The organism is Marinobacter sp. (genome assembly GCF_041690615.1).
In the GTDB taxonomy this organism is placed as follows: domain Bacteria; phylum Pseudomonadota; class Gammaproteobacteria; order Pseudomonadales; family Oleiphilaceae; genus Marinobacter.
The window spans coordinates 13,339-36,874 of the sequence record NZ_JAWLGY010000022.1; the positions used below are offsets into that span (position 1 = coordinate 13,339).

Here is a 23,536-nt window from a genome sequence, read left to right on the forward strand (position 1 = left end):
TTATATCATGGCTCAGAGCCTGCTCCCACGTTGCCTAGCCCGGCCCGTCTTCTGGGGGGGAGCCCATCGATGAAATCTCTGTAGCGGGTATCCACTGATTTTTACGCAGCAGTTTATCAGCTAGTTGCATACGCCACTGCAGCCGTTCTTGCGCCTCGTCGAATTGGCAATAGCCAGGTTCGTTGCTGGCATTTTTCCCGATAAGCCCTGCTTCGGTGAAGACGCTCGTACCGCAGGCATGGATCATTCCGGTCACTGCTCCCTTGGAAACCATCGCTGGAAGGGGGGCTGCGTTCGTAGCCGGGCTCAGTAGCGATTCCCCGAACGTATAGACGGGGCTTGCTATGCCGAGCAAGTCGGCAAGTGTCGGGAGCAGGTCATACTGGCTGGCCACCTGCTGCTTCCTGGCGGGGGTAAGGGATCCGTCAGGCGTAAAAATAACCAGCGGAATATGAAACTGGTTTCCGAGCTCAACGTCTGACGCTCGAAGTACATGATCGGCGGTAAAAATGAAGACAGTGTTTTCGTACCAGGGCTGTGACTGTGCATGGTTCATGAATTGTTCTATGGACCAGTCACTGTAGCGAAGCGTGTTGAGAAAGCCCCCTAAACCGGATGGGTCATGTTCATAGTTGTGAAACTCCTGGCCAGGGTCGGCGAATGGCTCATGGGTGGTGCCGGTAAAAAGGAATGCAAAAAATGGTTTCTCGGTGAAAGTTTTGCTGGATAAGTGGCCGCCAAGGAAGGCCATGGTCTCGTGGTCCCAGCCAAATCGCGGGGTTGGCTGAGGGTAGTCGCGGCGAAGCGGGAAGTCCTCTTTGCCATAGTAATGCTCGAACCCAAGGCTTTTCGCGATGCCGTCCATATGAAATGAGCGGCGGTTTGATGACTGGATCATCACCGTTTCATAATTCTGCTGGCGAGCTATCGCCGCGATTCGGCTCATACGGTTGAGCTCCAGCCCATAGCCAAGGGCTGGCTGGCTTTCGAGCACCGGAACAGAGGTTAATGCGGCTTGGATACCTTGGATGCTGCGTTGGCCCGCCGCGTAGAACCGGGTCCAGACCTGAGACCGCTCTATTAACCGGTCCATGAAAGGTGTGACGCCATAGCCTTTGCCTGCCAGGCCGTCGATATACTCGTAGCTCCAGCTTTCCAGCATGAAAACAATGACGTTTCTGGGGGCTTGGGAGTCTGGGGTGTATTTGAATGGTTCAGCCGGTTGTTGTTGGGCGATTCGGTCGAATTCGGTCTGACTAAAGAATGAAAGCGGTTTACGCTCGTCATCGTCAATCGCTTTCAAAGCCACAAAGGCGCCATTGAGGGCCAGATTCGCCTGCTCCTGGCTGCTTTCCGTAAAGGCGTCAACGACGTCAATCGGTTTACTCACCACAACAAGGCCCCGACCAAACCAGGTAAGCATAATGATTAATACTAGCCAGATGGCCGACCGCTGCCACCAGTTTGCCGGGAGATCGGCAGTTCTTCCGTTGACAGGCCTGACGACCCAGCGGTGCCAGAGCACCGCAAAGAACACTATCAGGGACAGGCTCAGGATTGTCGACGGCAGACGGGACGTCGACGCAATTTCAACGACCGCCCCCAGATCTGAGTCCAGCCGGAAAAGCTCCTGCCCCAGGTGGCGGTTAACTTCGCCGAAATAGGCAATATCGGCCATATAGAGACCAAGCAAGGCCAGTAACACGACCCCGGATAGCCAGGCGAGAACCTGGAGCCAGCGCGGATTTTGCAGCGCAGTGATGGGGAGGCTCATCAGTAAAAGGGCGGGAGAGAGCGCGATCACAGTGATCGAAAGGTCGAACTTGATGCCCTGTACATAACCGTATATCAGTTCCATCAGGCTTAAATTGGCGAAGTAGTTATGATGAAACACTAATAGCCCGGTTCGGCAAACGAAGAATGCTCCAACCGCGAACGCCAGTACAGATAATGGAAGGCGGGCCAAGGCAAGGCCTGTCGCGACGACACTGGTCGTTAATGAGCTCATTGAGATTGTTTTACCTGCTATATATGGGGCAACTGAAAATTATGCCCGTGCAGTTTAAGTCAGTACGCCTCCGAGGGCTACGCATGACTGGTTAAAGAATGAACAGGTGTCGGAAAGCGCCGTGAGCTGGGTGCTGTGATGTTTTAGCGGTCCATGAAAACGGGTAGTATTACGCCTTGGCGAGGGCCGTGCTGAGGCCTTCGGTTGCCTGTCAGAAGAGCTTTGGTCTGGAGCGTTAAAATGATTGTCGTCACTGGTGGGGCTGGTTTCATTGGTGCCAATATCGTGTATGCCCTCAATCGGCGCGGCGAAACCGATATTCTGGTGGTTGATGACTTGACCGATGGTACCCGGTTCCGGAACCTGGCCGACCTCGATATCACCGATTACATGGACAAGGCGGAGTTCCTTGAGCTTGCGCGGGAAGACCGGTTGCCTTCCGGCATCGACGCCGTCTTCCATGAAGGGGCTTGCTCCGATACAACGGAGTGGGATGGCAGGTTCATGATGGAGAATAACTTTAGCTACTCGAAGGTCTTGTTGCATTGGTGCCTGGACCACAGCGTACCCTTTCTCTACGCCTCGAGCGCCGCTGTGTATGGCGGTTGTGAGGAGTTCCGGGAAGTGCGAGAGTGCGAGCATCCGCTAAATGTCTATGGATACTCCAAGTGGCAGTTTGACCAGTACGTGCGCCGGCTTCTGCCGTCGGTCAAAAGCCAGGTTGTCGGCTTCCGTTACTTCAATGTCTACGGTCCCCGGGAACAACACAAGGGGAAAATGGCTTCAGTGGCCTATCATCTGCACCAGCAAATCATTGCCGGGCAGAATCCGAAGCTCTTTGAAGGCTGGGATGGTTATCCTGATGGCGGGCAGCAGCGAGACTTTGTGTATGTAGATGACGTTGTCCGGGTGAACCTCTGGTTTTATGAGAACCCGCAGCAGTCCGGCATTTTCAATCTGGGTACCGGTCGTGCGCAATCGTTTCTGGAAGTGGCGGAGGCGGTCATCGACTTTCATGGCAAAGGCAAGGTTGAGTTCATTCCTTTCCCCGATGAGCTAAAGGGACGTTACCAAAGCTTCACTCAGGCAAATATCAGCGCATTGCGCGAGGCGGGCTATCGCGACGAGTTCACCGATGTGAAGGCCGGCGTGACCGCCTATATGGCCTGGCTGACCCGATGAGGTACCTAATTGTCGGACCTTCCTGGGTTGGCGACATGGTCATGGCCCAGGCGCTGCTGAAGTCTCTCAAGCTGAAAGATGCCGAGGCCAGAATTGATGTGCTTGCGCCAGGCTGGTCATTGCCGATTATTAGCCGAATGCCGGAAGTAGATCAGGGCATCGCAGCCCCCTGGAAAAGTGGCGAGCTGGGTCTGAAGGCGCAGTGGCAGTTGGCTCGCTCGCTCGCTCTGTACGACAAGGCGATTATACTGCCGCGGTCTTTCAAGTCCGCACTGATTCCCTTCTTTGCCCGTATCCCCGAGCGTGTCGGTTTCACTGGAGAGGGGCGATCGATACTGCTGACAGACGCCCGGCGCCGGCATCCTACCCGTGACGGTGAGCTGATTACCGATAAAACTGTCTGGCGTTACCTGGGCCTGGGAGCCTCGAAAGAAGAGTATGAGCGGTACCAGTTTGAAGTCCTTGCTCCCGAACTGACGGTTGACCCGGAAAACGCGGCGCGAGTGCTCGCTGAGCTTGGGCTGGACTCTGAGCGCCCCGCTATTGCAATTTGCCCGGGTGCGGAGTTTGGTCCGTCCAAGCAGTGGCCTCTGGCAAATCACCGGGCTTTAGCTGGAGCGCTTGTTCAAAGGGGGGTTCAGGTATGGGTGATTGGCGGACCGAAAGATGAAGATGTGGGTGACACAATCGCAAGCGGGCAGGAGGGGGTTTTCAATCTTTGTGGGAGAACCCGGCTCGTGGATACCGTGGACCTGTTCAGTGTCTGTGAAAAAGTTGTTAGCCATGACTCCGGGTTGATGCACGTGGCCGCCGCCTCTGGTGCTGAAGTTGTTGCTATCTATGGCTCGACCAGTCCTGACTTTACACCGCCCCTTACGGATAAAGCCGTTATCGTCCGGCATCCCGTATGGTGCAGTCCCTGTTTCGAGCGAACTTGTAGATTTGGACACTATAACTGCTTGACTGGAATTCAGGTAGAGCCGGTGCTTGAGGCATGTCGATGAGATTAAGTGCTGTGCTAATAACCAGGAACGCAGGCCCAGACTTTCGTCGTTGCCTGGAGAGTTTGAGTTTCGCGGATGAGATCGTTGTGTTGGACTCGGGCTCTTCTGATGGAACGATTGCTACAGCAGAGTCGATAGGGGCTATTGTTGTTCGATCACAGGATTGGCCAGGATTTGGTCCTCAACGCCAGCGGGCCCAGAAGTATGCTCGAGGCGAGTGGTTGTTCTGGATCGATTCGGACGAGGTGGTTACCAGTCAGTTAGCTGCGTCAATAGAGGCGGCTGTGGCTGAGGCGCCTGAAAACTCAGTTTTTCAGGTGAAACGTCTCTCGTGGTTCTTCGGTCGCTTCATCCATCATTCAGGCTGGTACCCGGACCGGGTGATTCGCTTATATCGGCGCGAGGAGTTTGCGTATAATGATGCGTTGGTACACGAGAAAGTTGATTGCAACGGGGCAAACGTAGGCGAGCTTGACGGCGATTTACTTCACTACACTGCAACCGACTTTGCCGATTATATGACGAAGTCAGTACGTTATGCCGATGCTTGGGCCGCTCAACGACTTCGCAATGGTAAAAGGGCAAGCTTGTTCTCAGCGTGCATACATAGTGGAAGCGCTTTTTTCCGGAAATATTTGTTGCAGCGTGGATTCCTGGACGGCAAACACGGGTTTTTGTTAGCGGTTACGACAGCTATTTACGTATTCAACAAATATGCGGCTCTCTGGGTCAAGACACGCCGGTAATCAGTTTCTCGACGCAATTAGAGTTGCTCAAGATTTCCCGAACGAACCAATAGACGTTTGTCTTTTTCAGACGAAGCCGGCTCCATCTCTAGAGAGCCCCTTTGGCTTCTCATTGAAATTTGTTCCTCAGATTAGCATCAAATTTACTCGGGGCAGCCTTTATGCACATTTGTCACGTTAACCTGGCCAGCGGCTTCTCGGGAGGAGAGCGACAGACCCTTAACCTCATCCAGGAATTGGCCGAACAAGGAGTCCATCAGACTCTGGTCGCTAAAAAAGGAAGCCGCCTGCTCGGTGAGGTTGATGGGATTCAGGGATTGTCTACTCGGGAAACAGCGCATTTTGTTATGGGTCACTCTCGAGGGAGTTGGAATCTGATCCACTGTCACGACGGTAAATCCGTTTACTGGGCCTGGTTGGAGTCTGTTGCCAGGAAGACACCTTATGTCGTTACCCGTAGGGTGGATAATCGGTTGGGTGAAGGCTTGTTAACACAGTCAGCTTATAGAAGGGCAAGTGCGATAGTCTGTTTAAGTACGGCTATCAAGGAAGTGGTTACTGACTCTTTTCCTGAGCTAACGCCTTGCATCATTCCTTCCAGCTATTCCGGGTTTTCAGTGAATTTGAGTAATGTTCGTCAGATTCGAGATCAATATGCAGGCAAGGTTTTGGTGGGGCAGGTGGGCAGGCTTCTGAAACATAAGGGGTTTCAGGTAACCATATCTGCTGCCAAAGAGCTGATCCGTGAGAATCCGAAAGTTCACTTTCTGTTCGTTGGTGAAGGACCCGATGAAGACTGGCTTAAAGAGCAGAGCCGAGGCCTTGGTAATGTTGAGTTTGTCGGATATCAGGAAAACGTGGGAAACTGGATTTCTGCATTCGATATTTTTTTATTCCCATCGCTTACAGAGGGGCTTGGTTCAACTATCCTCGAGGCAATGCAGTTGGACGTTCCTGTAATCGCCGCCAGAGCAGGTGGCATTCCCGATCTCGTCGCGGACCACGTCAATGGATTACTTGTACCACCGGGCGACGCCAGCGCTTTGAGTCGGGCGATCAGTCAGCTAGTCGATAATCCTAGCCTGAGTTCAAGCCTGAAGAAGGGCGCAAGGCTGAACCTTCACAAGTTTAGTCCGCAGCGTATGGCGACCGAATACCGCAGCCTGTATCAAGACATTTTGCACGGTCACTCTTGAATCAAGTGTGTTGGCGACAAGCAGGAGTTCAGAGCATTAAGTATAAGGATTGGGGGCGCCAGGCGCGGGCCTCTTAAAACGCTTATATTCCCATTGATATTGCTCAGGAAGCTCTCGTACGCAGTTTTCGACAGAAAGATTCAGGGCGGTCGCAGCGGTGACCGGGTCTCCATTATCGATGTCGGGTTCAGTCGGGCGGATAACGATTCGGAAGCCCTCCGCGTCGTTGAGGCGTTCTGCGAATGTGGTGAACGAGGCCGCGCCTGATTTGGCGATCAGTTTCGATGCCAGGGTCATGGTGCGCACATGCTGTCCGAAAAATGGGGCGAAGGCGTATCCTGAATCTCTGCCGGGGCTCTGATCCGGCAAAATCCCCGCAATCCCTCCGTTTTTGAGAACTTTCACCATCCGCGCCAGCCCTCGACGGTCTCCCCGCACCAAAATCGATCCCGCACGCTCCCTTACTCGGATCATGTAGTCTTCGAAATCCTTGAGATTAGGCGGGCTATAAAGCGCAGCCATCTGATACCGGGAGGAGAAGTAGATGCCCGCCAGCTCCCAGTTACCGAGGTGCGGGGCTAGAAGTACGATTCCCCGACCTTCAGACAGGGCGTTGTCAATCAAATCCAGGCCTTCTACTTCCCGGATCAGGCCCAGGCACCGTTCAACTGGCCATTCCCACATCAGTGGTATTTCCATAAACGTCTGTCCGGTGTGGCGGAGGCTGGACCGGATCAGTTGCTTACGTTCCTCCTTCGGAAGTTCTGGAAAACATAGGTTGATATTTGCCGTGGTGATCTTCTTTGAACGGGTCGGCAGCCAAGCGCTCAGGCTGCCCAGTACGCGTCCAACTCGTTGCGCCATGTGAAGGGGCAGCTTGCCGGCCAGTCGCAGCGCAAGGATGGCAAGGGAAGCCTTGTTTAATGCCATGGGTGGAATCGTCCTTCAGCGTTTGCGTTTCTTGCCGTAAAAGGCCGGGTCGTCCCGGTTGGGGCGGGTCTTGAACCGCCGGTGCATCCACAGGTACTGGTCAGGCTGGCGGCGAATTTCCCGTTCGATGGTCTGGTTGACGAGGGTGGCGTCGGCCAGGTCGTCGCCAGACGGGAAGTTCTCCAGTGCCGGGTGGAAGTAAATGTCATAGCCGGGTTTGTCGTCCCGGCGGAAGTGACTGAAAGGTACCACGGCACAGCCGCTGCGCTCGGCAATGCGGGAGGTGGCGGTAATACTGCCGGCAGGAATGCCGAAGAAGGGCGCGAATACGATGCCCTTGCGACCATAGTCCTGGTCAGTGGCGTACCAGACCGTGCGATTGGCCTTCAGGCGCTTGAGCAGGCCTCGTAAATCCTTGGAGTCGAGTACGGCGCCATATCGTCTCTGTCGGGCCCGGGTCATTACGGCGTTCATCAGCGGGTTGTTGTGATCCCTCTGCATGACGTCCGCTTCGATGACTTCGGTGGAGAGGCAGCCGCCCAGGTCGAGAGTGCTGAAATGCCCGCCAAGGAGCATCACTCCCTTTTCTCCGGCGCGGGCCTGCTCCAGGTGCTCAAGTCCATGGACCCGGGTAATGTTCATGAAATCGGACGCTTTGCGGAACCAGGCTACACCAATTTCCATCACGCCAATGCCATTGGCGTGAAACGCCTTGCGCACCAGTGCCTGCTGTTCCTCCTCAGAAAGCTCGGGGAAGCATGCCCGGATATTGACCTCGGCAATATGCCGCCGCTGCGGAATGAAGCGCCAGGCCAGCTCTCCGACCAGCTTGCCGAGCTTCCACTGTAAACCCAGGGGCAGGCGAGCCATCAGCCACATCATGCCCACGGCCAGCCAGGTCGGCCACCAGCGCGGGTGGAGGTAGTGGCTGTAGTTCAGGTCCCGTTCTTTACTGCGATGCTTGCGATTCACGTTTACCCAGGGTTTCATCAGGCCAATTGGGGCTTCAGGGTGGGGAGTTTATCAGGGCAGCTTTGCCGGTGTCACCGGCGGGTCAATTGGTTAGAATGGCCCCACGCCTGAACCAGGAGCCCGCATGCTGCACGCCATCTATTCGACCTGTTACCGACTGCTGCTGCCCCTTGCCCTGGCCTACCTTTGGTGGTCCACCCGTCGCAACGGTGCCGGGTCGCAGGGGTGGCAGCAGCGCCTGGGACTGGTGCCGATAATGTCCGAGCCGGTAATCTGGGTGCATGCGGTTTCTGTTGGCGAAACCATTGCCGCCGCTCCGCTGGTAAAAGCGTTGCTTGAGCGTCGGCCGGATGTGCCAATCCTGGTCACTGCCATGACCGCCACCGGTGCGGCGCAGGCCCTTACTCTGTTCGGTGATCGGGTTCAGTATGCATACGCGCCTTTTGACACACCCGGTTCGGTCCGGCGGTTCCTCAAACGGGTCCGGCCCCGGGCCCTGGTGATCATGGAAACCGAGCTCTGGCCCAATATGATCCGGGAGGTAAACGAGCGTCGATGTCCGGTGTTCCTGATCAATGCCCGCCTGTCGGCCCGCTCGGCCCGGGGCTATCAACGTTTTGGGGAATGGGTACGGGGCCTGGTCCGGCAGATCGACTGGATCGCTGCCCAGGCCGACGAAGACGCCGCCCGTTTCCGGGAAATCGGCGCCAGGGGTGAAGCCATATCCGTCACCGGTAGTATCAAGTTCGATGTGTCCATTACCGATGCTGTGCGACAGCAGGCGACGGAACTGCGTAAGGCGTTCGGGGGCCGGCCGGTATGGATTGCAGCCAGCACCCATGAAGGGGAGGATGAACAACTGCTGGATGCCCATGCCAGGGTGTTACAGGATTGTCCCGAAGCCTTGCTGACCATCGTTCCCCGCCACCCGCAACGATTCGACGCCGTCGCTGAGATGACCCGGAAAAGGGGATTCTCGGTGGCACGTCGCTCAGAGGGGCAGGCACCCACCGCGGCACAGGTCTATCTCGGGGATACCATGGGGGAGCTCATGGTGATGTTCGGTGCGGCGGATATTGCGTTCGTGGGCGGCTCGCTGATCGAGCGGGGTGGCCATAATCCGCTGGAGCCCGCCGCCTGGGGACTGCCCGTTATTACCGGGCCCCATGTGTTCAACTTCGAGACGGTCTACCGGCAACTGGATGAAGGTCAGGGCCTGGTTCGGGTGGGCGACAGCTCAGCGCTGGGGGATGCGGTTACCGGCCTGTTTTCCCACCCCGGAGAGGCGGCCGCACTTGGCAACGCCGCACTGACGGTGGTCGAGGCCAACCGGGGTGCCCTCAACCAGGTGGTTGAGGGCATTCTGGAGCGCCTGGCCCCGGTGGAAGAACGATAATCGGCCAGGCCGGAGTCTGATCCGCATCACTCCATCGGACTGTCCAGGGTCTCTTCTTCGTTGGCCAGGGCTTCGATGCCCGGGGCCGTCTCGCTGAGCCACTTGTTCAGTTCGATCAGGTCCTGTGGACTGAGGGTGCCGGCGGCCTGCTTCAGGCCCAGGGTGTTGACCACATAGTCATAGCGGGCGTTGGCATAATCCCGGAGGGCAATGTAGTAGGCCTGTTCGGCGTCCAGCACCTCCACGATATTTCGGGTGCCCACATCGTATCCGGCCCTGGTAGCGTCCAGGGCGCTGCGACGGGAGACGATGGTCTGTTCCAGCGCTGATGCCGTTTCGATATTGGTGTTGACGGTGCGGAACAGGCTGCGGGTGTTCACCTGTACATCCCGGCGAGTGGTTTTCAGGTTTTCATCCTGCAGGTTAACGGTGGACCGCTGCTGCCGCACGCCGGCCTGGATGCCGCCACCAGCGTAAAGGGGAACGTTCAGGCTCAGCCCGATGACCGCTTCGGTGGTGGTGCCATCCCGCTGTCCCCCGAGACTCGCTGTAGCCGGATCCTCAACGTTGTCCAGCTTTTGCTGGCCCCATGACGCATTCAGGTCCACGGTCGGGTAATGTCCGGCCTTGGCCTCATCCAGGTTGGCCTTGCTCGCCTGAAGCTCCTTGATGGCCCGCTGGATCTGCCAGTTCTGTTCAAGGGCAGTGGACTCCCATTCGTTGGGGTTCGCCGGCATCGGGCGCATAAGGGGGAAGTCCCGCTCCAGGTTTTCCAGGTCCTCCGAGTACTCCCCAGTCAGGCGCGCCAGACGCTCCCGGGCGATATCCAGTTCGCTCTCGGCGGCGATACGACGACTGGAGCTGTCGTCGAAGGTGGCGCGGGCCTCATAGACCTCGGTGATAGCAATCAGGCCAACGTCAAAGCGCTCCTGGGCCTGCTGATACTGTCGTTCAATGGCGTTTTCCGTGGCGCGGGCAGTGGTCAGGTTGTCCGCGGCCCGCAAGACATCAAAGTACGCGGACGCCACATCAAGAATCAGCTGCTGCTGGGCCAGGTTGTACTCGGCCCGGGCTGCTTCGGTACGAAACTGGGCGGCGTCGTAGGCAAACCAGGCATCCGCCTGGAAAAGGGGTTGGGTCAGTTGTACACCGTAACCGAAGGACTTGTAGGAATTATCCTGACCGGGGCCGTCCACATCGATATGGTTGGCATCGCCGTAAGCGCCAATCTGGGGCAGCAGCGAACTGCGGGTTACGTCTGCCCCCGCTTCCTGGGCCTGCAGCGACGCCCGGGCTGCGGCAATGCCGGAATCGTAGGACAGCGCTTTTTCGTAGGTTTCGATCAGGTCCATACCCAGCGCGGCCTGCGCCGAGAAAAGACTGATCAGGCCGCATAACAGTTGCTTTTTCATCGTTTCTCCCAGTGTGGCGACGCACCAGCCGGGTGGGTCGGCTGTGGCTTGTTCTTTTGGCGAATCCGTCCATCCTAGCTTGCTAATCAGGCGGGAAAGCCATTATGGACAATAAACCACCGGATCTCTAGACTTGAACACTGTCCCACTTTGTGGACAAACCAGTGGTCACCGGTGTTCGTTCCGAACTTGCCATACGGTGACCCGAATCGCGTCTTGACGGGGTGCTGGCCAGTTGGTCGGCTGAGATTGCAGTGCAAAACCCGAGAACCTGATCCGGTTAGTACCGGCGTAGGGATCCAGGACAGATCTGGTAGCAATAGATAGATTGAAGGGTGGTAGCACCGTTTCAGTCTCTTGCCTGCAACACCAGCGTCATACGCGGCCCCGAATCCGTTTCAAACAAGAAGGGTCCGCTTTATGTCTGATATTCCAGCCTATCTCAGTGAATCTGCCCGCGTCGACGGCGCCGCAATCAAGCCTTTGCCTGCGTCGCGTAAAATTTATGTAAAGGGCTCCCGCCCGGACCTGAAGGTTCCCATGCGGGAAATCGCCCTTACTGACACACCCACCGATATGGGCGGTGAAAAGAACCCGCCGGTGGTCGTTTACGACACCTCCGGCCCCTACACAGATCCGGACGCCACCATTGACCTGCGCAAGGGGCTGCCCGCACTGCGTGGCAGGTGGATCGCAGAGCGGGGCGATACTGAGCAATTGGCGGGCTACTCCTCGGAGTACACACGACGTCGAATGAAGGACCCGCAGCTCGACCCGCTGCGCTTTATGGACGAACGCAAACCATTACGGGCAAAAGCCGGACGTAACGTTTCCCAGATGCACTACGCGCGACAGGGCATTATCACGCCGGAGATGGAGTTCATCGCGATCCGCGAAAATATGAAGTTGCAGGAGGCCAGGGAGCAGGGTTTGGCTGACCAGCAACATCCCGGCCAGTCGTTCGGTGCCAACCTGCCGCCGGAAATCACACCGGAATTCGTACGCGACGAAGTGGCTCGGGGCCGGGCGATCATCCCCGCCAATATCAATCACCCGGAAACCGAGCCCATGATCATTGGTCGCAACTTCCTGGTGAAGATCAACGGGAATATCGGTAATTCTGCAGTCAGTTCCTCTATAGAGGAAGAGGTGGAAAAGCTCACCTGGGGCATCCGCTGGGGCTCGGATACGGTAATGGACCTGTCCACGGGCAAGAATATCCACGAAACCCGCGAGTGGATCATCCGTAACTCCCCGGTACCTATTGGCACGGTGCCCATCTACCAGGCCCTGGAGAAAGTCGGTGGCGTGGCGGAGGATCTGACCTGGGAAATTTTCCGCGACACCCTGATCGAGCAAGCGGAACAAGGTGTGGATTACTTCACCATCCATGCCGGCGTTCGGCTGCACCATGTGCCGCTCACGGCGAACCGCACCACGGGCATTGTGTCCCGGGGCGGTTCCATCATGGCCAAGTGGTGCCTGGCCCATCATAAGGAGAGCTTCCTGTACGAGCACTTCGAGGATATCTGCGAGATCATGAAGGCCTACGATGTGTCCTTCAGCCTGGGTGACGGCCTGCGGCCCGGTTCCATCGCAGACGCCAACGATGCTGCCCAGTTTGGTGAACTGGAAACCCTGGGTGAACTGACAAAAATCGCCTGGAAGCACGACGTGCAATGCATGATCGAGGGCCCTGGCCATGTGCCCATGCACTTGATCAAGGAAAACATGGACAAGCAACTGGAGTGCTGTGACGAGGCGCCGTTCTATACCCTCGGACCGCTAACCACGGATATTGCGCCAGGTTACGATCACATTACCTCCGGCATCGGTGCGGCGATGATCGGCTGGTTTGGGTGTGCCATGCTCTGCTATGTGACCCCCAAGGAGCATCTGGGGTTGCCCAACAAGGATGATGTGAAAACCGGCATCATTACCTACAAGATTGCGGCCCACGCAGCGGATCTGGCGAAGGGTCACCCTGGTGCCCAGGTCCGGGACAATGCTCTGTCAAAGGCCCGTTTCGAGTTCCGTTGGGAGGATCAGTTCAACCTTGCCCTGGATCCGGATACGGCGAGGGCGTTCCACGATGAGACGTTGCCCAAGGAGTCCGCCAAGGTGGCGCACTTCTGTTCCATGTGCGGTCCGAAGTTCTGTTCCATGCAGATTTCCCAGGAGGTGCGGGACTATGCCCGGGAGCATGGTCTGGATGAGGTGTCTGCGGTGGATGCTGGCATGCGAGAGAAAGCCGAGGAATTTGTGGCCTCTGGTGGGAAGATTTACGACCGGGTGTGATCTTCCTGCCTGATTCCTGGAACGCTGTTTTCCAAGACTGGTAGTTGGGTACCGGCGGTGCCGGGGCGAGAGTGTGTTTCGGGACACGCCGTGAATCCGTCCATGGAGGCTCTTCAAAAACGTCCCTGTTTTTGAAGGTCCCGAAACACACTCTCGCCCCGCCCCCATTTATCCTCTCGATATCGCGGCGCTTGCAGTTACACCGTCATGAATTGATTACAGACTATTGAGGGATAATATGGCTTGTGCTTTCGGTTAGCCGTACCGTCGCCCCTAGTTCGAGATTTGCTTCTTTAGCGTCCTCTCGGAGTTTAAAGGGTAGCGGGTTGAGAACGTTTTTCGGGAGCGTCGGCAGCCAGGGATGGCTGCCGTCGAGCCCTACAGGGACGTACTTGCGGGGCGTCTCCCGAAAAACGTTATCGGCCTGCTGCCCCTGGCACCGAAACCTGCAGGCTACGTGATACAGCCCCCCAAAACCGAACTTGCAATACCAAACCCCGAACGGCTATCGTTCACCATCACGCCATACCACCGGAAACCACAGAACCACCATGACCGAAAAGAAGCCCGAACCCTTCCAGTTCAAGGCCAGCGACGTGCAGGTTCACAAGCGGGAAACCGTCTTCAAAGGCTTCTTCCGCATGGACAAACTGTGGCTCACCCACCCGCGGTTTGATGGCACCTCCATGCCTGAATTTACCCGCGAACTCTTCGTTCGTGGCGACGCCACCTGCGTGCTGCCCTACGACCCCGTACGGGACGAAGTGGTGCTGCTTGAACAGTTCCGCCTGGGGGCCATCGGCCGGGACCAGAGCCCGTGGTTGCTGGAACTTGTGGCCGGCATGAACGAACAAGGCGAAAATCCGGAAGACGTTGGTCACCGGGAGGCCGAAGAGGAAGCCGGGCTGAGCTTTACCCGCCTTGAAAAAATCTGCGAATACCTGGTATCCCCCGGTGGCACTACCGAACTGGTTTACCTCTATGCTGGGCAGGTCAGTACCGAAAACGCCGGTGGGTTATACGGGCTGGACCATGAGCATGAAGATATTCGTGCCCATGTTTTCAGTGCCGAAGGCGCCTGCGCCATGATCAGCGATGGCCGCATCAACAATGCCGCTGCCATCATCGCAATCCAGTGGCTGAAGCTTAACCGGGACCGCCTGCGGCGGGAGTGGGGGCAGTTGTGAGTGTCACCCTGCGCAAACAACGCTACGTACCGGATCTCCAGAGGCTGGGGGCGCTGTGCGAGGGCAACTACCAGCGCCTGCGCCGGCTTCGCCGGGTTCAGGGCGGGGATAGCGACATACTTCAGTTTGACCTGCACCGGGAGGCCAACTATCTGGGTCGGGTGAGTATCTCCGTACTGCAGCAGACCCGCTATACCGAGACTCTCCTGCTGGAGCAGGTGCACAACAGTGGTCGCTGGCTCAATAACCCGGAGCTGACCGTGCGGGTGTACCACGACGCCAGTATGGCAGAGGTGATTAGTTTCTACGGCAATCGCCAGGTTGCGGCTGTGAACGACTACCCCAACAGGTTCATGCACCACCCGGATGAAAAGGTTCAGCTCAATGGCTTTGTGGCGGACTGGCTGGACTATTGTCTGCGGTTTGGTCATGTGACGCCGGACGCTGGCCAGTGGCGCTATACCGATGGTCTGGAGGATCAGACACCAGCCCAATGACAAACCGGCGGCTTTTATGTCAACTTTTGTAAAAGCTGGCCCCTCCTGCCTCCGACTTGTGACTAAAGTAGAAGTTGTCTGCGTAGAATCCGGCTAGTATCAGAATCACCAGCTGCTGGACGAATACGCGTAATGCCGTCACTTGAACACGGGTCACCCATTTCCATTGCCACCGCTGATCACGCCGTCGCCAGGGTCCTCCAGATCACCGACCCTCACCTTATGGCGGACGACAGCGGCACCCTGTTGGGTGTACGCACCCGTGACAGTCTGCACGCCGTCGTTCAGACGGCCAGGGCGCGCCAGCCAGCTCCGGATTTGTTGCTGGCCACCGGTGATCTGGCCCAGGACGCTTCGGAACCCGCCTATCACGAATTTGCCCGCCAGGTTGCTGCATTCGACTGCCCAGAGAGCTGGGTTGCCGGCAATCACGATAACAGTGACATACTGAACCGGGTGGCTGCTCGCTATCAGGCCGCCGGGCGCCATTTTCTGGTCGGCAACTGGCAGGTCATCATGCTGGATTCCTCTGTGCACGGGCAGGTATATGGTCAGCTTGGTGAGGCCGAGCTTGGATTCCTGGCTGACGCACTTGCCGCGTTTCCCGGCCGTCCTGCACTGATCGGCCTGCATCATCACCCTGTTCGCATTGATACCGACTGGATGAACGCCATCGGCCTGCACAACCGTGACCAGTTCTGGGAGGTGGTAGACCGCTTTCCACAGGTCAAGGCCGTGCTCTGGGGTCATATCCACCAGGACCTTGACCTTTACCGTGGTGACGTCCGGCTGCTTGCGACACCGTCGACCTGTATCCAGTTCGAGGCGGGGGCCGAGGACTTTGCCGTTGAGCGGCTGGCGCCCGGATTCCGGTGGCTTGACCTCTACAGCAACGGCACCCTGGATACGGGCGTGGTGCGTGCGACAGACTTTCAGTACGAGCTGGATATGGACAGTAACGGCTACTGAACCGCTGTTCGGGCAGCTATACTGACGGGCCCATTTCTTCTTTCCGGTGCAATCATGACCTCCAGTGATCAACACCCGGTTCTGGTCTACCTTCACGGCTTCAACAGCTCGCCCCGGTCGCAGAAAGTGTCCGAGCTCCGGGCATTGCTGCCGGGTATAGCGCCCCATATAGAGCTCGTAGTGCCGGAGCTCGGATTCGATCCCGAACTGGCCTTGCAACGGGCAATCGCGGCGGTAGAGTCTGCCGGGGACCGGCCCGTGGGGCTGGTTGGCAGCTCCATGGGCGGGTTCTATGCCTCGGTCCTGTCGGCGAAGTATGGGCTGAAGGCCGCGCTGATTAACCCCGCCGCCTGGCCCTACAGGTTGTTGCAGTCCCACCTGGGGCCCCAGCATAACCCCTACACCGGGGAGGACTACGACCTGACCCCGGCCCACATGGCCACCCTGGAGGCCATGGAGCCCGGAGGTGCAGTGCGGGCGGAGAATCTGTTCATTCTGGTGCAGACTGAGGACGAAACCCTGGACTACCGGGAAATCCTGGCCAAGCATCCGGGTGCCCGAACCTGGATCCAGCCGGGGGGAGATCACCGGTTCCAGCAGTTCGACCGGGTGGTGCCCGCCATTCTGGCGTTCCTGTTTCCGGGCAGTTTCCGGTAAACTGCGGCAAATTTTCCAGCTAGTGGATAAGTGATATGAGTGAGATACCTGCGGACCTGAAATACATCGAGACCCACCAGTGGGTGCGGGTGTCGGATGACGGCACCGCGACGGTGGGCATCACCGATTACGCCCAGGAGCAACTGGGTGATGTGGTCTACATTGGTCTTCCCGAGGTGGGCGATACGGTAACCGGCGGCGAGGAAGCCGGCGTGGCGGAATCGGTGAAGTCCGCCTCCGACGTGTTCAGCCCGGTCACCGGCGAGGTTATCGAGGTCAACGAGGCCCTGGAAGACGAGCCTGAGATGGTCAACGAGGACCCCTACGGCGAAGGCTGGCTCTACCGGGTCAAGCTGGCGGACCGGGGCGAGCTGGACGGACTGATGGACGCCGCTACGTATGGCGAGTCGCTGGCCGATGCATAAGGGCCAGCGTTAATGGACTTTCCTGTTCTTTACCTTCGCAAGGGCGCCGAACGTCGCCTGAAAGCCGGGCACCTGTGGGTATACAGCAACGAGGTGGACACCCGTCGGTCGCCGCTGACGGATTTCGAGGCCGGCAGCCAGGCCCAGTTACGTGCGTCCAACGACAAGCCCCTGGGTACACTGTTTGTTAATCCCCATGCCCTGATCTGTGGCCGTCTGATCAGTCGCAATGCCAGTACCGGAATGACCCCGAAGCGGCTGACAGACCGGCTGGAAACCGCCCTGAAACTGCGCGACCGGGTGTTTCCCGAGCCTTGGTACCGCTGGGTCTACGGGGATGGCGACGGCCTGTCAGGATTGGTCATCGACCGGTTTGATGATGTGGTTGTGGTGCAGATTTCCACCGCCGGCATGGAAGCCATGAAGGAAGCCATTGTCCGTGGCGTGCAGCGCCTGGTGCACCCGGCCGCCATCATTCTCAAGAACGACGGCAAGATGCGCTCGGTGGAAGGGCTGCCGTCCTACGTGGAGCAGGTGGAGGGAGAGCCGGTTGACGTTCTCCAGGTTCGCGAAAACGGGGTGCGTTTCGAAGTGCCCCTCAGTGGTGGTCAGAAAACCGGCTGGTTCTATGACCACCGCATGAACCGCGCCCGCCTGCAGCAGTACAGCCCCGGGTGCCGGGTGCTGGATGTGTTCAGCTATGCCGGCGGCTGGGGTCTGCAGGCGGCCGCTGGCGGTGCCAGCTCCGTCACCTGTGCGGACAGTTCACGGCAGGCGCTGGCCTCGGTGCACCACAACACCGCCCTCAACGGGTTCAACAACGTGGACACCCTGGAAGGGGATGCCTTCGAGGTGCTCAAGGGGCTGGCAGACGACAAGCAGAAATTCGATATCGTGGTACTGGACCCGCCGGCACTTATTCCCCGCCGCCGTGACCAGAAAGCTGGCGAGCAGGCCTACGCCCGCCTGAACCAGCTGGGCTTGCGGCTGCTGGAGCGGGACGGGTTGCTCGTATCCGCCTCATGCTCCATGCACCTGTCCCGGGACAAGCTGGTGGATATCATCCGCGGCAGCGCCCGTAAGGTAGACCGTTTCGTCCAGCTTCTGGAGCAGGGCTATCAGGGCCCGGACCACCCCATCGTGCCGGGTATTCCCGAAACGGATTACCTGAAAGCCTGCTTTGTCCGTTCCCTGACTGAGTTTCTTTAATCACGCAATGACATAACGGGCCACCCCTGGTCCCTGGCGTACTGCTCCAGGGTCGGGTCCGGGTCCACCGCCACGGGGTTGTCCACCAGCTTCAGCAGCGGCAGGTCATTATGACTGTCGCTGTAGAACCAGGCGCCGTCCAGGCTTTCTCCGTTCTCTTCCAGCCATTCCCTGAGTCGGGTGACCTTGCCGTCCTGGTAGGTAGGCACTCCCACAATGTCTCCGGTATAACGCCCGTCCACCACTTCCGGCTCCGTCGCCAGCAGGTGTTCGATGCCCATGGCCTCGGCAATGGGACCGGTGACAAAGCGGTTGGTGGCCGTAATGATCATCAGGGTATGCCCCCGGTCACGGTGGCTGGCGAGTAGCTCGTCGGCCTTGCGCTGGTAAAGGGGTTTTATCCGGCTGTTCATGAATGCCTTGCGCCAGGCCGCCACCTCCTCAGGGTCGCGTCCGGCAATGGGGGAAAGGGCAAAGCGCTGGTAGCGGTATACGTCCAGTTCACCGTTGAGGTAATCCTGGTAGAACTGATCGTTCTGCTGGCGGTGGCTGTTGGCGTCCACCAGCTCCGCGTCTACCAGGAACTCGCCCCAGGCATGGTCGCTGTCGCCGGCCAGCAGGGTGTTGTCCAGGTCAAAAATGGCCAGGGTCAAGGGAAATCTCCTTCAAAGGTGCTTTTACAGAGCATTCTAACATGCTGAAAAAGAATGCCTGCTTCGTTTGCCGACCAGTAGGCTTTCTGTAAGAATGGAGTCAATCTGGAAGAAAAGCCCCTGTAATTCGGGGGTCCGTAAAAATTTTGAGACAGGACTGTGCCGTGATTGATTCAGACGGTTTCAGACCCAACGTCGGAATCATTCTGGCCAACCACAAGGGCGAGGTCTTGTGGGCGAGGCGGATCGGGCAGGACTCCTGGCAGTTTCCACAAGGTGGCATCAAGCACAACGAGTCACCGGAACAGGCTCTCTACCGGGAGCTGGCCGAGGAAGTCGGCCTGGGCGCAGGTGATGTGGAAATCATCAGCTGTACCCGGGGCTGGCTGCGTTACCGCCTGCCGCGAAGGATGGTGCGCCATAATTCGCGCCCCGTCTGTGTGGGCCAGAAACAGAAATGGTTCCTTCTGAGGATGCTTTCCCCGGACGCGTCCGTGCGGGTAGACCACACGGATTCACCGGAATTTGATGGCTGGCAGTGGGTCAGCTACTGGTACCCGCTGGGGCAGGTGGTGTCCTTCAAGCGGGAAGTGTACCGCCGTGCCTTGCGTGAACTGGCCCCGCGGTTGTTCAGTACGGTAGATCAGTGGCAGCGTGCCGAAGAAGCACAGCGCCGGCAGGACCAACAACAATGACGGATTGACACCCGATATGCTCGGTACCTTGCGAAGTATTGTTCAGGAAGTAAACAGCGCCCGTGATTTGCAGGAGGCGCTGGGCATTATTGTTTCGCGGGTACAGGCAGCCATGAACACCGAGGTGTGTTCCGTCTATTTGCTGGATCCCGTATCCAACCGCTATATCCTGATGGCCACCGAGGGTTTGCATAAAAAGGCCGTCGGCAAAGTCAGCCTGGCCCACTCCGAGGGCCTGGTGGGTCTGGTGGGTTCCCGGGAGGAACCCATCAATCTTGAGGATGCCCCCTCACACCCCCGTTACCGCTATTTTCCGGAAACCGGCGAAGAGCGGTTCCGCTCGTTTCTCGGCGTGCCCATCATCCACCATCGCCGCGTGCTTGGCGTGCTGGTGGTTCAGCAGCGGGAGTCCTCCCGTAATTTTGACGAGGGTGAAGAAGCCTTTCTGGTCACTGTCTCCGCCCAGCTGGCGGGGGTCATTGCCCACAGTGAAGCCACTGGCGCCATCAGTGGTATGTCGCTGACGGGTGAGGAAGCGCGGGACGTTTCCTTTAACGGCGTACCGGGGGCGCCGGGTGTGGCCATCGGTACCGGTGTGGTGGTGTATCCGCCGGCGGACCTGGATGCTGTGCCCGAGAAGGCCGCCGAAGATCCCGAGGCGGAGCTGGCGGCGTTCCGGGAAGCCGTCAGCGCCGTGCAGGAGGATATCCAGCGGGTATCCGAGCGACTGTCCGATCAGCTCCGGCCGGAAGAGCAGGCACTGTTCGATGTGTACCTGCGCATGCTGGGTGATAACGCCCTGCCGGGTGAGGTGGCCAACCGCATCCAGGGCGAAGGGCTCTGGGCCCAGGGGGCCCTCAAGCAGGTTGTCAACCAGTATGTTCGCCACTTCGAGATGATGGACGATCACTACCTGCGGGAGCGGGCGGTGGATATCCGGGACCTCGGCCGCCGTATTCTTTCCCACCTGCAGGAAGGGGACACCCGCGAGCTGGATTATCCGGAGAATACGGTGCTGGTCAGCGAGGAGCTGACGCCCGCCATGCTGGGTGAGGTGCCCCGGGGCCGGCTGGTCGGGCTGGTTTCCGTGCGCGGCTCCAGCAACTCCCACGTGGCGATCCTGGCCAGGGCCATGGGCGTACCCACGGTGATGGGGCTGGTGGATATTCCGGTCAACCAGCTGGATGGCAAGGAGCTGGTGGTGGATGGTTTCGAGGGCCAGATCTTTGCGTCGCCCTCTGCGGAATTGCGCAATTTCTACCAGGAAATCTGTGACGAGGAAGACGAGCTGTTCCGGGGGCTGGAAGCGCTGCGGGACAAGCCCTGCGTCACCACTGACGGTCACCGGGTGTCATTGCTGGTGAACACCGGCCTGATGACCGACGTGGTGCGTTCCCTCAGTCATGGCGCCGAGGGCATCGGGCTCTATCGCACCGAAGTGCCCTTCATGATCAAGGAACGTTTTCCTTCGGAGCAGGAGCAGCGGGAGTATTACCGGGAGCAGCTTGAAGCCTTCGCCCCCAATCCGGTCACCATGCGGACCCTGGACATTGGCGGCGACAAGGCCCTGAGCTACTTCCCCATCAGTGAGGAAAACCCTTTCCTGGGCTGGCGGGGTATCCGCATCAGCCTGGATCATCCCGAGATTTTCCTGGTGCAGGTTCGCGCCATGCTGAAGGCCAGTGAGGGCTTCAACAACCTGCAGATCATGCTGCCCATGATCAGCAACATTTCCGAGGTGGAGGAGTCGCTGCATCTGATTTACCGGGTTTACCACGAGGTCCGGGAAGAGGGCTATGAGATCCATATGCCCCGGGTGGGGGTGATGATCGAGGTCCCGGCAGCAGTCTACCAGGTACGGGAGCTGGCCGAGCGGGTGGACTTCCTGTCGGTGGGCTCCAATGACCTGACCCAGTACCTGCTGGCGGTGGACCGGAACAACCCCCGGGTGGCCCAGCTCTACCATTCCTATCATCCGGCAGTACTGCAGGCGCTGGTTCGCATCGCCCAGGATGCCCATGCCGTGGGCAAGCCGGTGACCATCTGTGGTGAGTTGGCCGGTGACCCCGGTGGTGCCCTGTTGCTGATGGCCATGGGCTACGACGCCCTGTCCATGAACGCGGCCAGCCTGCCCAAGGTCAAGTCGGTCATTCGCAGTATCAGCCGTGAGTGGGCGGTCCAGTTGCTGGAGGACGTACTGCTGCTGGATTCTCCCCACGTCATCAAGAGCTGTGTTGACCTTGCTCTTCGCAGTGCCGGCTTCGCCCGATACCTGCGGCCAGGTCGGGGCGCTGTGCCTGTAACGAGTTTCGAGAGCTCCCAGTAGGATGGCTTTCCCCGTTTCTGGGGTGAGTATTCTAATTCCGGGTGCTAGTGTGAGTCTGACAGCGGCTGATGGTCCTGGTGATTCGCATCAGTGCCCGTCGCAAGGGTGTCCCGGAGGGCAACATGACCACAGAACCAACCCGGATCAGACCCGCGCCCCGCATTGGCCTGGCCCTTGGTGGCGGAGGGCCACTGGGGGGCATCTATGAGATTGGCGCCCTGCGGGCCCTCGACGAGGCCCTGGATGGGGTGGACTTCAATGACCTGGAGGTCTATGTCGGGGTCAATGCCGGGTCCTTCGTGGCTGCCAATCTTGCAAACCAGATGACCACTGCCCAGTTGTGCCGCATTTTCGTGCGCCATGAGGCAGAGGTGCATCCGTTCCATCCGGAAGTTTTCTATCGTCCGGCCCTGAAAGAAATGGGGCGGCGCCTGCGGGCGGTACCCGGCCTGATCGGCAGCGCCGTTTCCCGCTTTGTGCGCAATCCCCACGATCAGAGTTTCCTGGAGGCCATGACCATTCTGGCCCAGGCGGCGCCGGCAGGGCTTTTCGATAACACCGCCCTGGAGCATTACCTGGAACAGGCGTTCACAACGTCCGGCCGTACCAATGACTTCCGGGAACTGCGCCGGCGGCTGTTTGTGATAGCTGTCGACGTGGAAACCACGGATGCGGTCTGCTTCGGTGAGTCGGGCCTGGACCATATTCCAGTGTCGAAGGCCATCCAGGCCAGCATGGCATCACCGGGGCTTTATGTGCCTGTGCAGGTAGAGGGCCGGTACTGTGTTGACGGCACCTTGCGCAAGGGGCTGCATGCCTCGGTTGCCCTGGACCAGGGGGCTGACCTGGTGCTCGCCATCAACCCCCAGGTGCCCATTGATGCCCGTGCAGCGGAAGCGGCGGGAACCATGGCGGCAGACGAGCTGACCGGCTCCGGCATGCCCAACCTCTTGTCCCAGATGTACCGCACCATGGTCTATTCCCGCATGCACAAAGGCATTGCCCAGTACACCCGGGACTATCCGGGCCGGGATGTGGTGCTGTTCGAGCCAACCCGGGAAGACGCGGTCCTGTTCAACTCCAGCGTGTTCAGTTTCCGCTCCCGGCGACAGGTCTGCGAGCACGCCTACCAGATGACACGGCGGGACCTTCTGCGCCGGGCCGATGAGCTGGAACCGCTACTGGCAAGGCAGGGAATCCGCCTGAACCGGGAGGTGCTTGAAGATGGAGAGCGCACTATCAGTACGGCGCTCTATGGTGAAACGCTGCCACTTTATGTGGCGAAAAAACGGAAGAAGAAACAAAGTCGGGGAGTGCTTGGCGGAGTCACCCGGATTCTGAACCGCGCCTGAACCGGTCACGGATCATCTCAGTGAGGTGTTGATCCGCCAAAGGGCTGCGGCCCGGCTTCCCGGCTGCCGCCTTCGGCTTCCAGGCGCCCCAGGTAATCCTGCCAGTAGGCCTGTTGGTTGTCACCCAGATCCCGCAGATAGTCCCAGGTAAACAGCCCGGAATCATGGCCGTCACTGAAGCTGAGCTTCAGTGCGTAGTTGCCCACCATTTCCGCGCCGGTCACCATCACGTCCTTCTTCCCGGTCTGCAGGGTGCCCGGGCCCGTACCATGGCCGCGCACTTCCGCCGACGGCGACCACACCCTGAGGAACTCGAAGGGCAGTTCGAAGCGTGTGCCATCGTCATAGTCCAGTTGCAGCAACCGGCTCTGTTTGCGGATGCGGATGTCTGAGGGGCGTTGGGACATGGCGTATTTCCGGAG

At 58.7% G+C, this 23,536-nt stretch carries 21 protein-coding genes and 1 riboswitch; of the genes, 15 read left to right on the forward strand and 6 right to left on the reverse strand.

All coding sequences use genetic code 11. From position 1 onward, the window contains the following. Positions 1–34: 34 nt before the first annotated feature. Positions 35–2,008, reverse strand: a complete 1,974-nt coding sequence (locus ACESMZ_RS14345) for an LTA synthase family protein (RefSeq protein ID WP_372972819.1) — start codon at positions 2,006–2,008, stop codon at positions 35–37. Positions 2,009–2,248: 240 nt separating this feature from the next. Here ACESMZ_RS14345 and rfaD point away from each other — a divergent pair, with 240 nt between their 5' ends. The 4 genes from rfaD to ACESMZ_RS14365 all read left to right on the forward strand — a co-directional run bounded on the left by rfaD (position 2,249) and on the right by ACESMZ_RS14365 (position 6,136). Beyond that, positions 2,249–3,190 carry an ADP-glyceromanno-heptose 6-epimerase gene (gene rfaD, locus ACESMZ_RS14350; RefSeq protein ID WP_372972820.1) on the forward strand — a complete coding sequence of 314 codons (942 nt, stop codon included), beginning with the start codon at positions 2,249–2,251 and terminating at the stop codon, positions 3,188–3,190. Further along, the gene (waaF, locus tag ACESMZ_RS14355; RefSeq protein ID WP_372972821.1) at positions 3,187–4,194 is read left to right on the forward strand and encodes a lipopolysaccharide heptosyltransferase II; all 1,008 of its coding nucleotides are present in this window, start codon (positions 3,187–3,189) and stop codon (positions 4,192–4,194) included. Before rfaD ends, waaF begins: the two co-directional genes overlap by 4 nt. After that, a complete protein-coding gene (locus ACESMZ_RS14360; RefSeq protein ID WP_372972843.1) occupies positions 4,191–4,940 on the forward strand; it encodes a glycosyltransferase family 2 protein in 750 nt (249 codons plus the stop codon). The genes waaF and ACESMZ_RS14360 overlap by 4 nt, the downstream gene beginning before the upstream one ends. Before the next feature lie 161 nt (positions 4,941–5,101). Continuing rightward, a complete protein-coding gene (locus ACESMZ_RS14365; protein WP_372972822.1) occupies positions 5,102–6,136 on the forward strand; it encodes a glycosyltransferase family 4 protein in 1,035 nt (344 codons plus the stop codon). Between the two features lie 36 nt (positions 6,137–6,172). On the opposite strand, the gene ACESMZ_RS14370 is transcribed toward ACESMZ_RS14365, so the two are convergent. Both ACESMZ_RS14370 and lpxL read right to left on the reverse strand, forming a co-directional pair. Next, positions 6,173–7,066: a lysophospholipid acyltransferase family protein gene (locus ACESMZ_RS14370; RefSeq protein ID WP_372972823.1), complete on the reverse strand. Its 894-nt coding sequence runs from the start codon at positions 7,064–7,066 to the stop codon at positions 6,173–6,175. A 15-nt stretch (positions 7,067–7,081) separates the two neighbouring features. Then, complete coding sequence (gene lpxL / locus ACESMZ_RS14375; protein WP_372972824.1) at positions 7,082–8,056, reverse strand: LpxL/LpxP family Kdo(2)-lipid IV(A) lauroyl/palmitoleoyl acyltransferase; 975 nt, start codon at positions 8,054–8,056, stop codon at positions 7,082–7,084. Positions 8,057–8,162: 106 nt separating this feature from the next. On the opposite strand from lpxL, the gene waaA reads away from it, so the two are divergent. Further along, positions 8,163–9,434, forward strand: a complete 1,272-nt coding sequence (gene waaA, locus ACESMZ_RS14380) for a lipid IV(A) 3-deoxy-D-manno-octulosonic acid transferase (protein WP_372972825.1) — start codon at positions 8,163–8,165, stop codon at positions 9,432–9,434. Between the two features lie 26 nt (positions 9,435–9,460). Here the strand turns inward: waaA and ACESMZ_RS14385 are convergent, their stop codons facing one another. Next, positions 9,461–10,846 carry a TolC family outer membrane protein gene (locus tag ACESMZ_RS14385; protein ID WP_372972826.1) on the reverse strand — a complete coding sequence of 462 codons (1,386 nt, stop codon included), beginning with the start codon at positions 10,844–10,846 and terminating at the stop codon, positions 9,461–9,463. 210 nt (positions 10,847–11,056) lie between these two features. Continuing rightward, a riboswitch (TPP riboswitch) is annotated at positions 11,057–11,161 on the forward strand. A 105-nt stretch (positions 11,162–11,266) separates the two neighbouring features. Between ACESMZ_RS14385 and thiC the strand changes: the two genes are divergently transcribed. The 7 genes from thiC to ACESMZ_RS14420 all read left to right on the forward strand — a co-directional run bounded on the left by thiC (position 11,267) and on the right by ACESMZ_RS14420 (position 18,088). Continuing rightward, complete coding sequence (gene thiC, locus ACESMZ_RS14390) at positions 11,267–13,144, forward strand: phosphomethylpyrimidine synthase ThiC (RefSeq protein ID WP_372972827.1); 1,878 nt, start codon at positions 11,267–11,269, stop codon at positions 13,142–13,144. Between the two features lie 551 nt (positions 13,145–13,695). After that, positions 13,696–14,331, forward strand: coding sequence for an NUDIX domain-containing protein (locus ACESMZ_RS14395; protein ID WP_372972828.1), 636 nt, complete (start codon positions 13,696–13,698; stop codon positions 14,329–14,331). Further along, a complete protein-coding gene (locus ACESMZ_RS14400) occupies positions 14,328–14,828 on the forward strand; it encodes a DUF1249 domain-containing protein (RefSeq protein ID WP_372972829.1) in 501 nt (166 codons plus the stop codon). The genes ACESMZ_RS14395 and ACESMZ_RS14400 overlap by 4 nt, the downstream gene beginning before the upstream one ends. Positions 14,829–14,960: 132 nt before the next feature. Then, positions 14,961–15,797 (forward strand): 3',5'-cyclic-AMP phosphodiesterase, encoded by an 837-nt coding sequence (gene cpdA / locus ACESMZ_RS14405; protein WP_372972830.1) that lies wholly within the window; start codon positions 14,961–14,963, stop codon positions 15,795–15,797. A 54-nt stretch (positions 15,798–15,851) separates the two neighbouring features. Further along, entirely contained in the window at positions 15,852–16,454 is a 603-nt protein-coding gene (locus ACESMZ_RS14410) for a YqiA/YcfP family alpha/beta fold hydrolase (RefSeq protein ID WP_372972831.1), read from the forward strand. A 35-nt stretch (positions 16,455–16,489) separates the two neighbouring features. Next, complete coding sequence (gene gcvH / locus ACESMZ_RS14415) at positions 16,490–16,879, forward strand: glycine cleavage system protein GcvH (RefSeq protein WP_372972832.1); 390 nt, start codon at positions 16,490–16,492, stop codon at positions 16,877–16,879. A gap of 12 nt (positions 16,880–16,891) precedes the next feature. Further along, positions 16,892–18,088, forward strand: coding sequence for a class I SAM-dependent rRNA methyltransferase (locus ACESMZ_RS14420; RefSeq protein WP_372972833.1), 1,197 nt, complete (start codon positions 16,892–16,894; stop codon positions 18,086–18,088). On the opposite strand, the gene ACESMZ_RS14425 is transcribed toward ACESMZ_RS14420, so the two are convergent. Further along, positions 18,085–18,741 (reverse strand): HAD family hydrolase, encoded by a 657-nt coding sequence (locus ACESMZ_RS14425; protein ID WP_372972834.1) that lies wholly within the window; start codon positions 18,739–18,741, stop codon positions 18,085–18,087. The two genes, ACESMZ_RS14420 and ACESMZ_RS14425, sit on opposite strands and share 4 nt — an antisense overlap. A 164-nt stretch (positions 18,742–18,905) precedes the next feature. Between ACESMZ_RS14425 and ACESMZ_RS14430 the strand changes: the two genes are divergently transcribed. The 3 genes from ACESMZ_RS14430 (at position 18,906) to ACESMZ_RS14440 (ending at position 23,114) form a co-directional block, all read left to right on the forward strand. Beyond that, the gene (locus ACESMZ_RS14430) at positions 18,906–19,436 is read left to right on the forward strand and encodes an RNA pyrophosphohydrolase (RefSeq protein ID WP_091851261.1); all 531 of its coding nucleotides are present in this window, start codon (positions 18,906–18,908) and stop codon (positions 19,434–19,436) included. Between the two features lie 16 nt (positions 19,437–19,452). Then, complete coding sequence (ptsP, locus tag ACESMZ_RS14435; RefSeq protein WP_372958837.1) at positions 19,453–21,762, forward strand: phosphoenolpyruvate--protein phosphotransferase; 2,310 nt, start codon at positions 19,453–19,455, stop codon at positions 21,760–21,762. Positions 21,763–21,884: 122 nt separating this feature from the next. After that, positions 21,885–23,114: a patatin-like phospholipase family protein gene (locus ACESMZ_RS14440; RefSeq protein WP_372972835.1), complete on the forward strand. Its 1,230-nt coding sequence runs from the start codon at positions 21,885–21,887 to the stop codon at positions 23,112–23,114. A 17-nt stretch (positions 23,115–23,131) separates the two neighbouring features. Here ACESMZ_RS14440 and ACESMZ_RS14445 read toward each other — a convergent pair whose 3' ends face one another. Next, positions 23,132–23,521 carry a gamma-butyrobetaine hydroxylase-like domain-containing protein gene (locus ACESMZ_RS14445; RefSeq protein WP_372972836.1) on the reverse strand — a complete coding sequence of 130 codons (390 nt, stop codon included), beginning with the start codon at positions 23,519–23,521 and terminating at the stop codon, positions 23,132–23,134. Positions 23,522–23,536: the final 15 nt, after the last annotated feature.

Bases quoted from the DNA above. Each gene is read 5' to 3' on its own strand.
- ACESMZ_RS14345 (WP_372972819.1), bottom strand. From the start codon at position 2,008: ATGAGCTCATTAACGACCAGTGTCGTCGCGACAGGCCTTGCCTTGGCC.
- rfaD (WP_372972820.1), top strand. From the start codon at position 2,249: ATGATTGTCGTCACTGGTGGGGCTGGTTTCATTGGTGCCAATATCGTG.
- waaF (WP_372972821.1), top strand. From the start codon at position 3,187: ATGAGGTACCTAATTGTCGGACCTTCCTGGGTTGGCGACATGGTCATG.
- ACESMZ_RS14360 (WP_372972843.1), top strand. From the start codon at position 4,191: ATGAGATTAAGTGCTGTGCTAATAACCAGGAACGCAGGCCCAGACTTT.
- ACESMZ_RS14365 (WP_372972822.1), top strand. From the start codon at position 5,102: ATGCACATTTGTCACGTTAACCTGGCCAGCGGCTTCTCGGGAGGAGAG.
- ACESMZ_RS14370 (WP_372972823.1), bottom strand. From the start codon at position 7,066: ATGGCATTAAACAAGGCTTCCCTTGCCATCCTTGCGCTGCGACTGGCC.
- lpxL (WP_372972824.1), bottom strand. From the start codon at position 8,056: ATGAAACCCTGGGTAAACGTGAATCGCAAGCATCGCAGTAAAGAACGG.
- waaA (WP_372972825.1), top strand. From the start codon at position 8,163: ATGCTGCACGCCATCTATTCGACCTGTTACCGACTGCTGCTGCCCCTT.
- ACESMZ_RS14385 (WP_372972826.1), bottom strand. From the start codon at position 10,846: ATGAAAAAGCAACTGTTATGCGGCCTGATCAGTCTTTTCTCGGCGCAG.
- thiC (WP_372972827.1), top strand. From the start codon at position 11,267: ATGTCTGATATTCCAGCCTATCTCAGTGAATCTGCCCGCGTCGACGGC.
- ACESMZ_RS14395 (WP_372972828.1), top strand. From the start codon at position 13,696: ATGACCGAAAAGAAGCCCGAACCCTTCCAGTTCAAGGCCAGCGACGTG.
- cpdA (WP_372972830.1), top strand. From the start codon at position 14,961: ATGCCGTCACTTGAACACGGGTCACCCATTTCCATTGCCACCGCTGAT.
- ACESMZ_RS14410 (WP_372972831.1), top strand. From the start codon at position 15,852: ATGACCTCCAGTGATCAACACCCGGTTCTGGTCTACCTTCACGGCTTC.
- gcvH (WP_372972832.1), top strand. From the start codon at position 16,490: ATGAGTGAGATACCTGCGGACCTGAAATACATCGAGACCCACCAGTGG.
- ACESMZ_RS14420 (WP_372972833.1), top strand. From the start codon at position 16,892: ATGGACTTTCCTGTTCTTTACCTTCGCAAGGGCGCCGAACGTCGCCTG.
- ptsP (WP_372958837.1), top strand. From the start codon at position 19,453: ATGCTCGGTACCTTGCGAAGTATTGTTCAGGAAGTAAACAGCGCCCGT.
- ACESMZ_RS14440 (WP_372972835.1), top strand. From the start codon at position 21,885: ATGACCACAGAACCAACCCGGATCAGACCCGCGCCCCGCATTGGCCTG.
- ACESMZ_RS14445 (WP_372972836.1), bottom strand. From the start codon at position 23,521: ATGTCCCAACGCCCCTCAGACATCCGCATCCGCAAACAGAGCCGGTTG.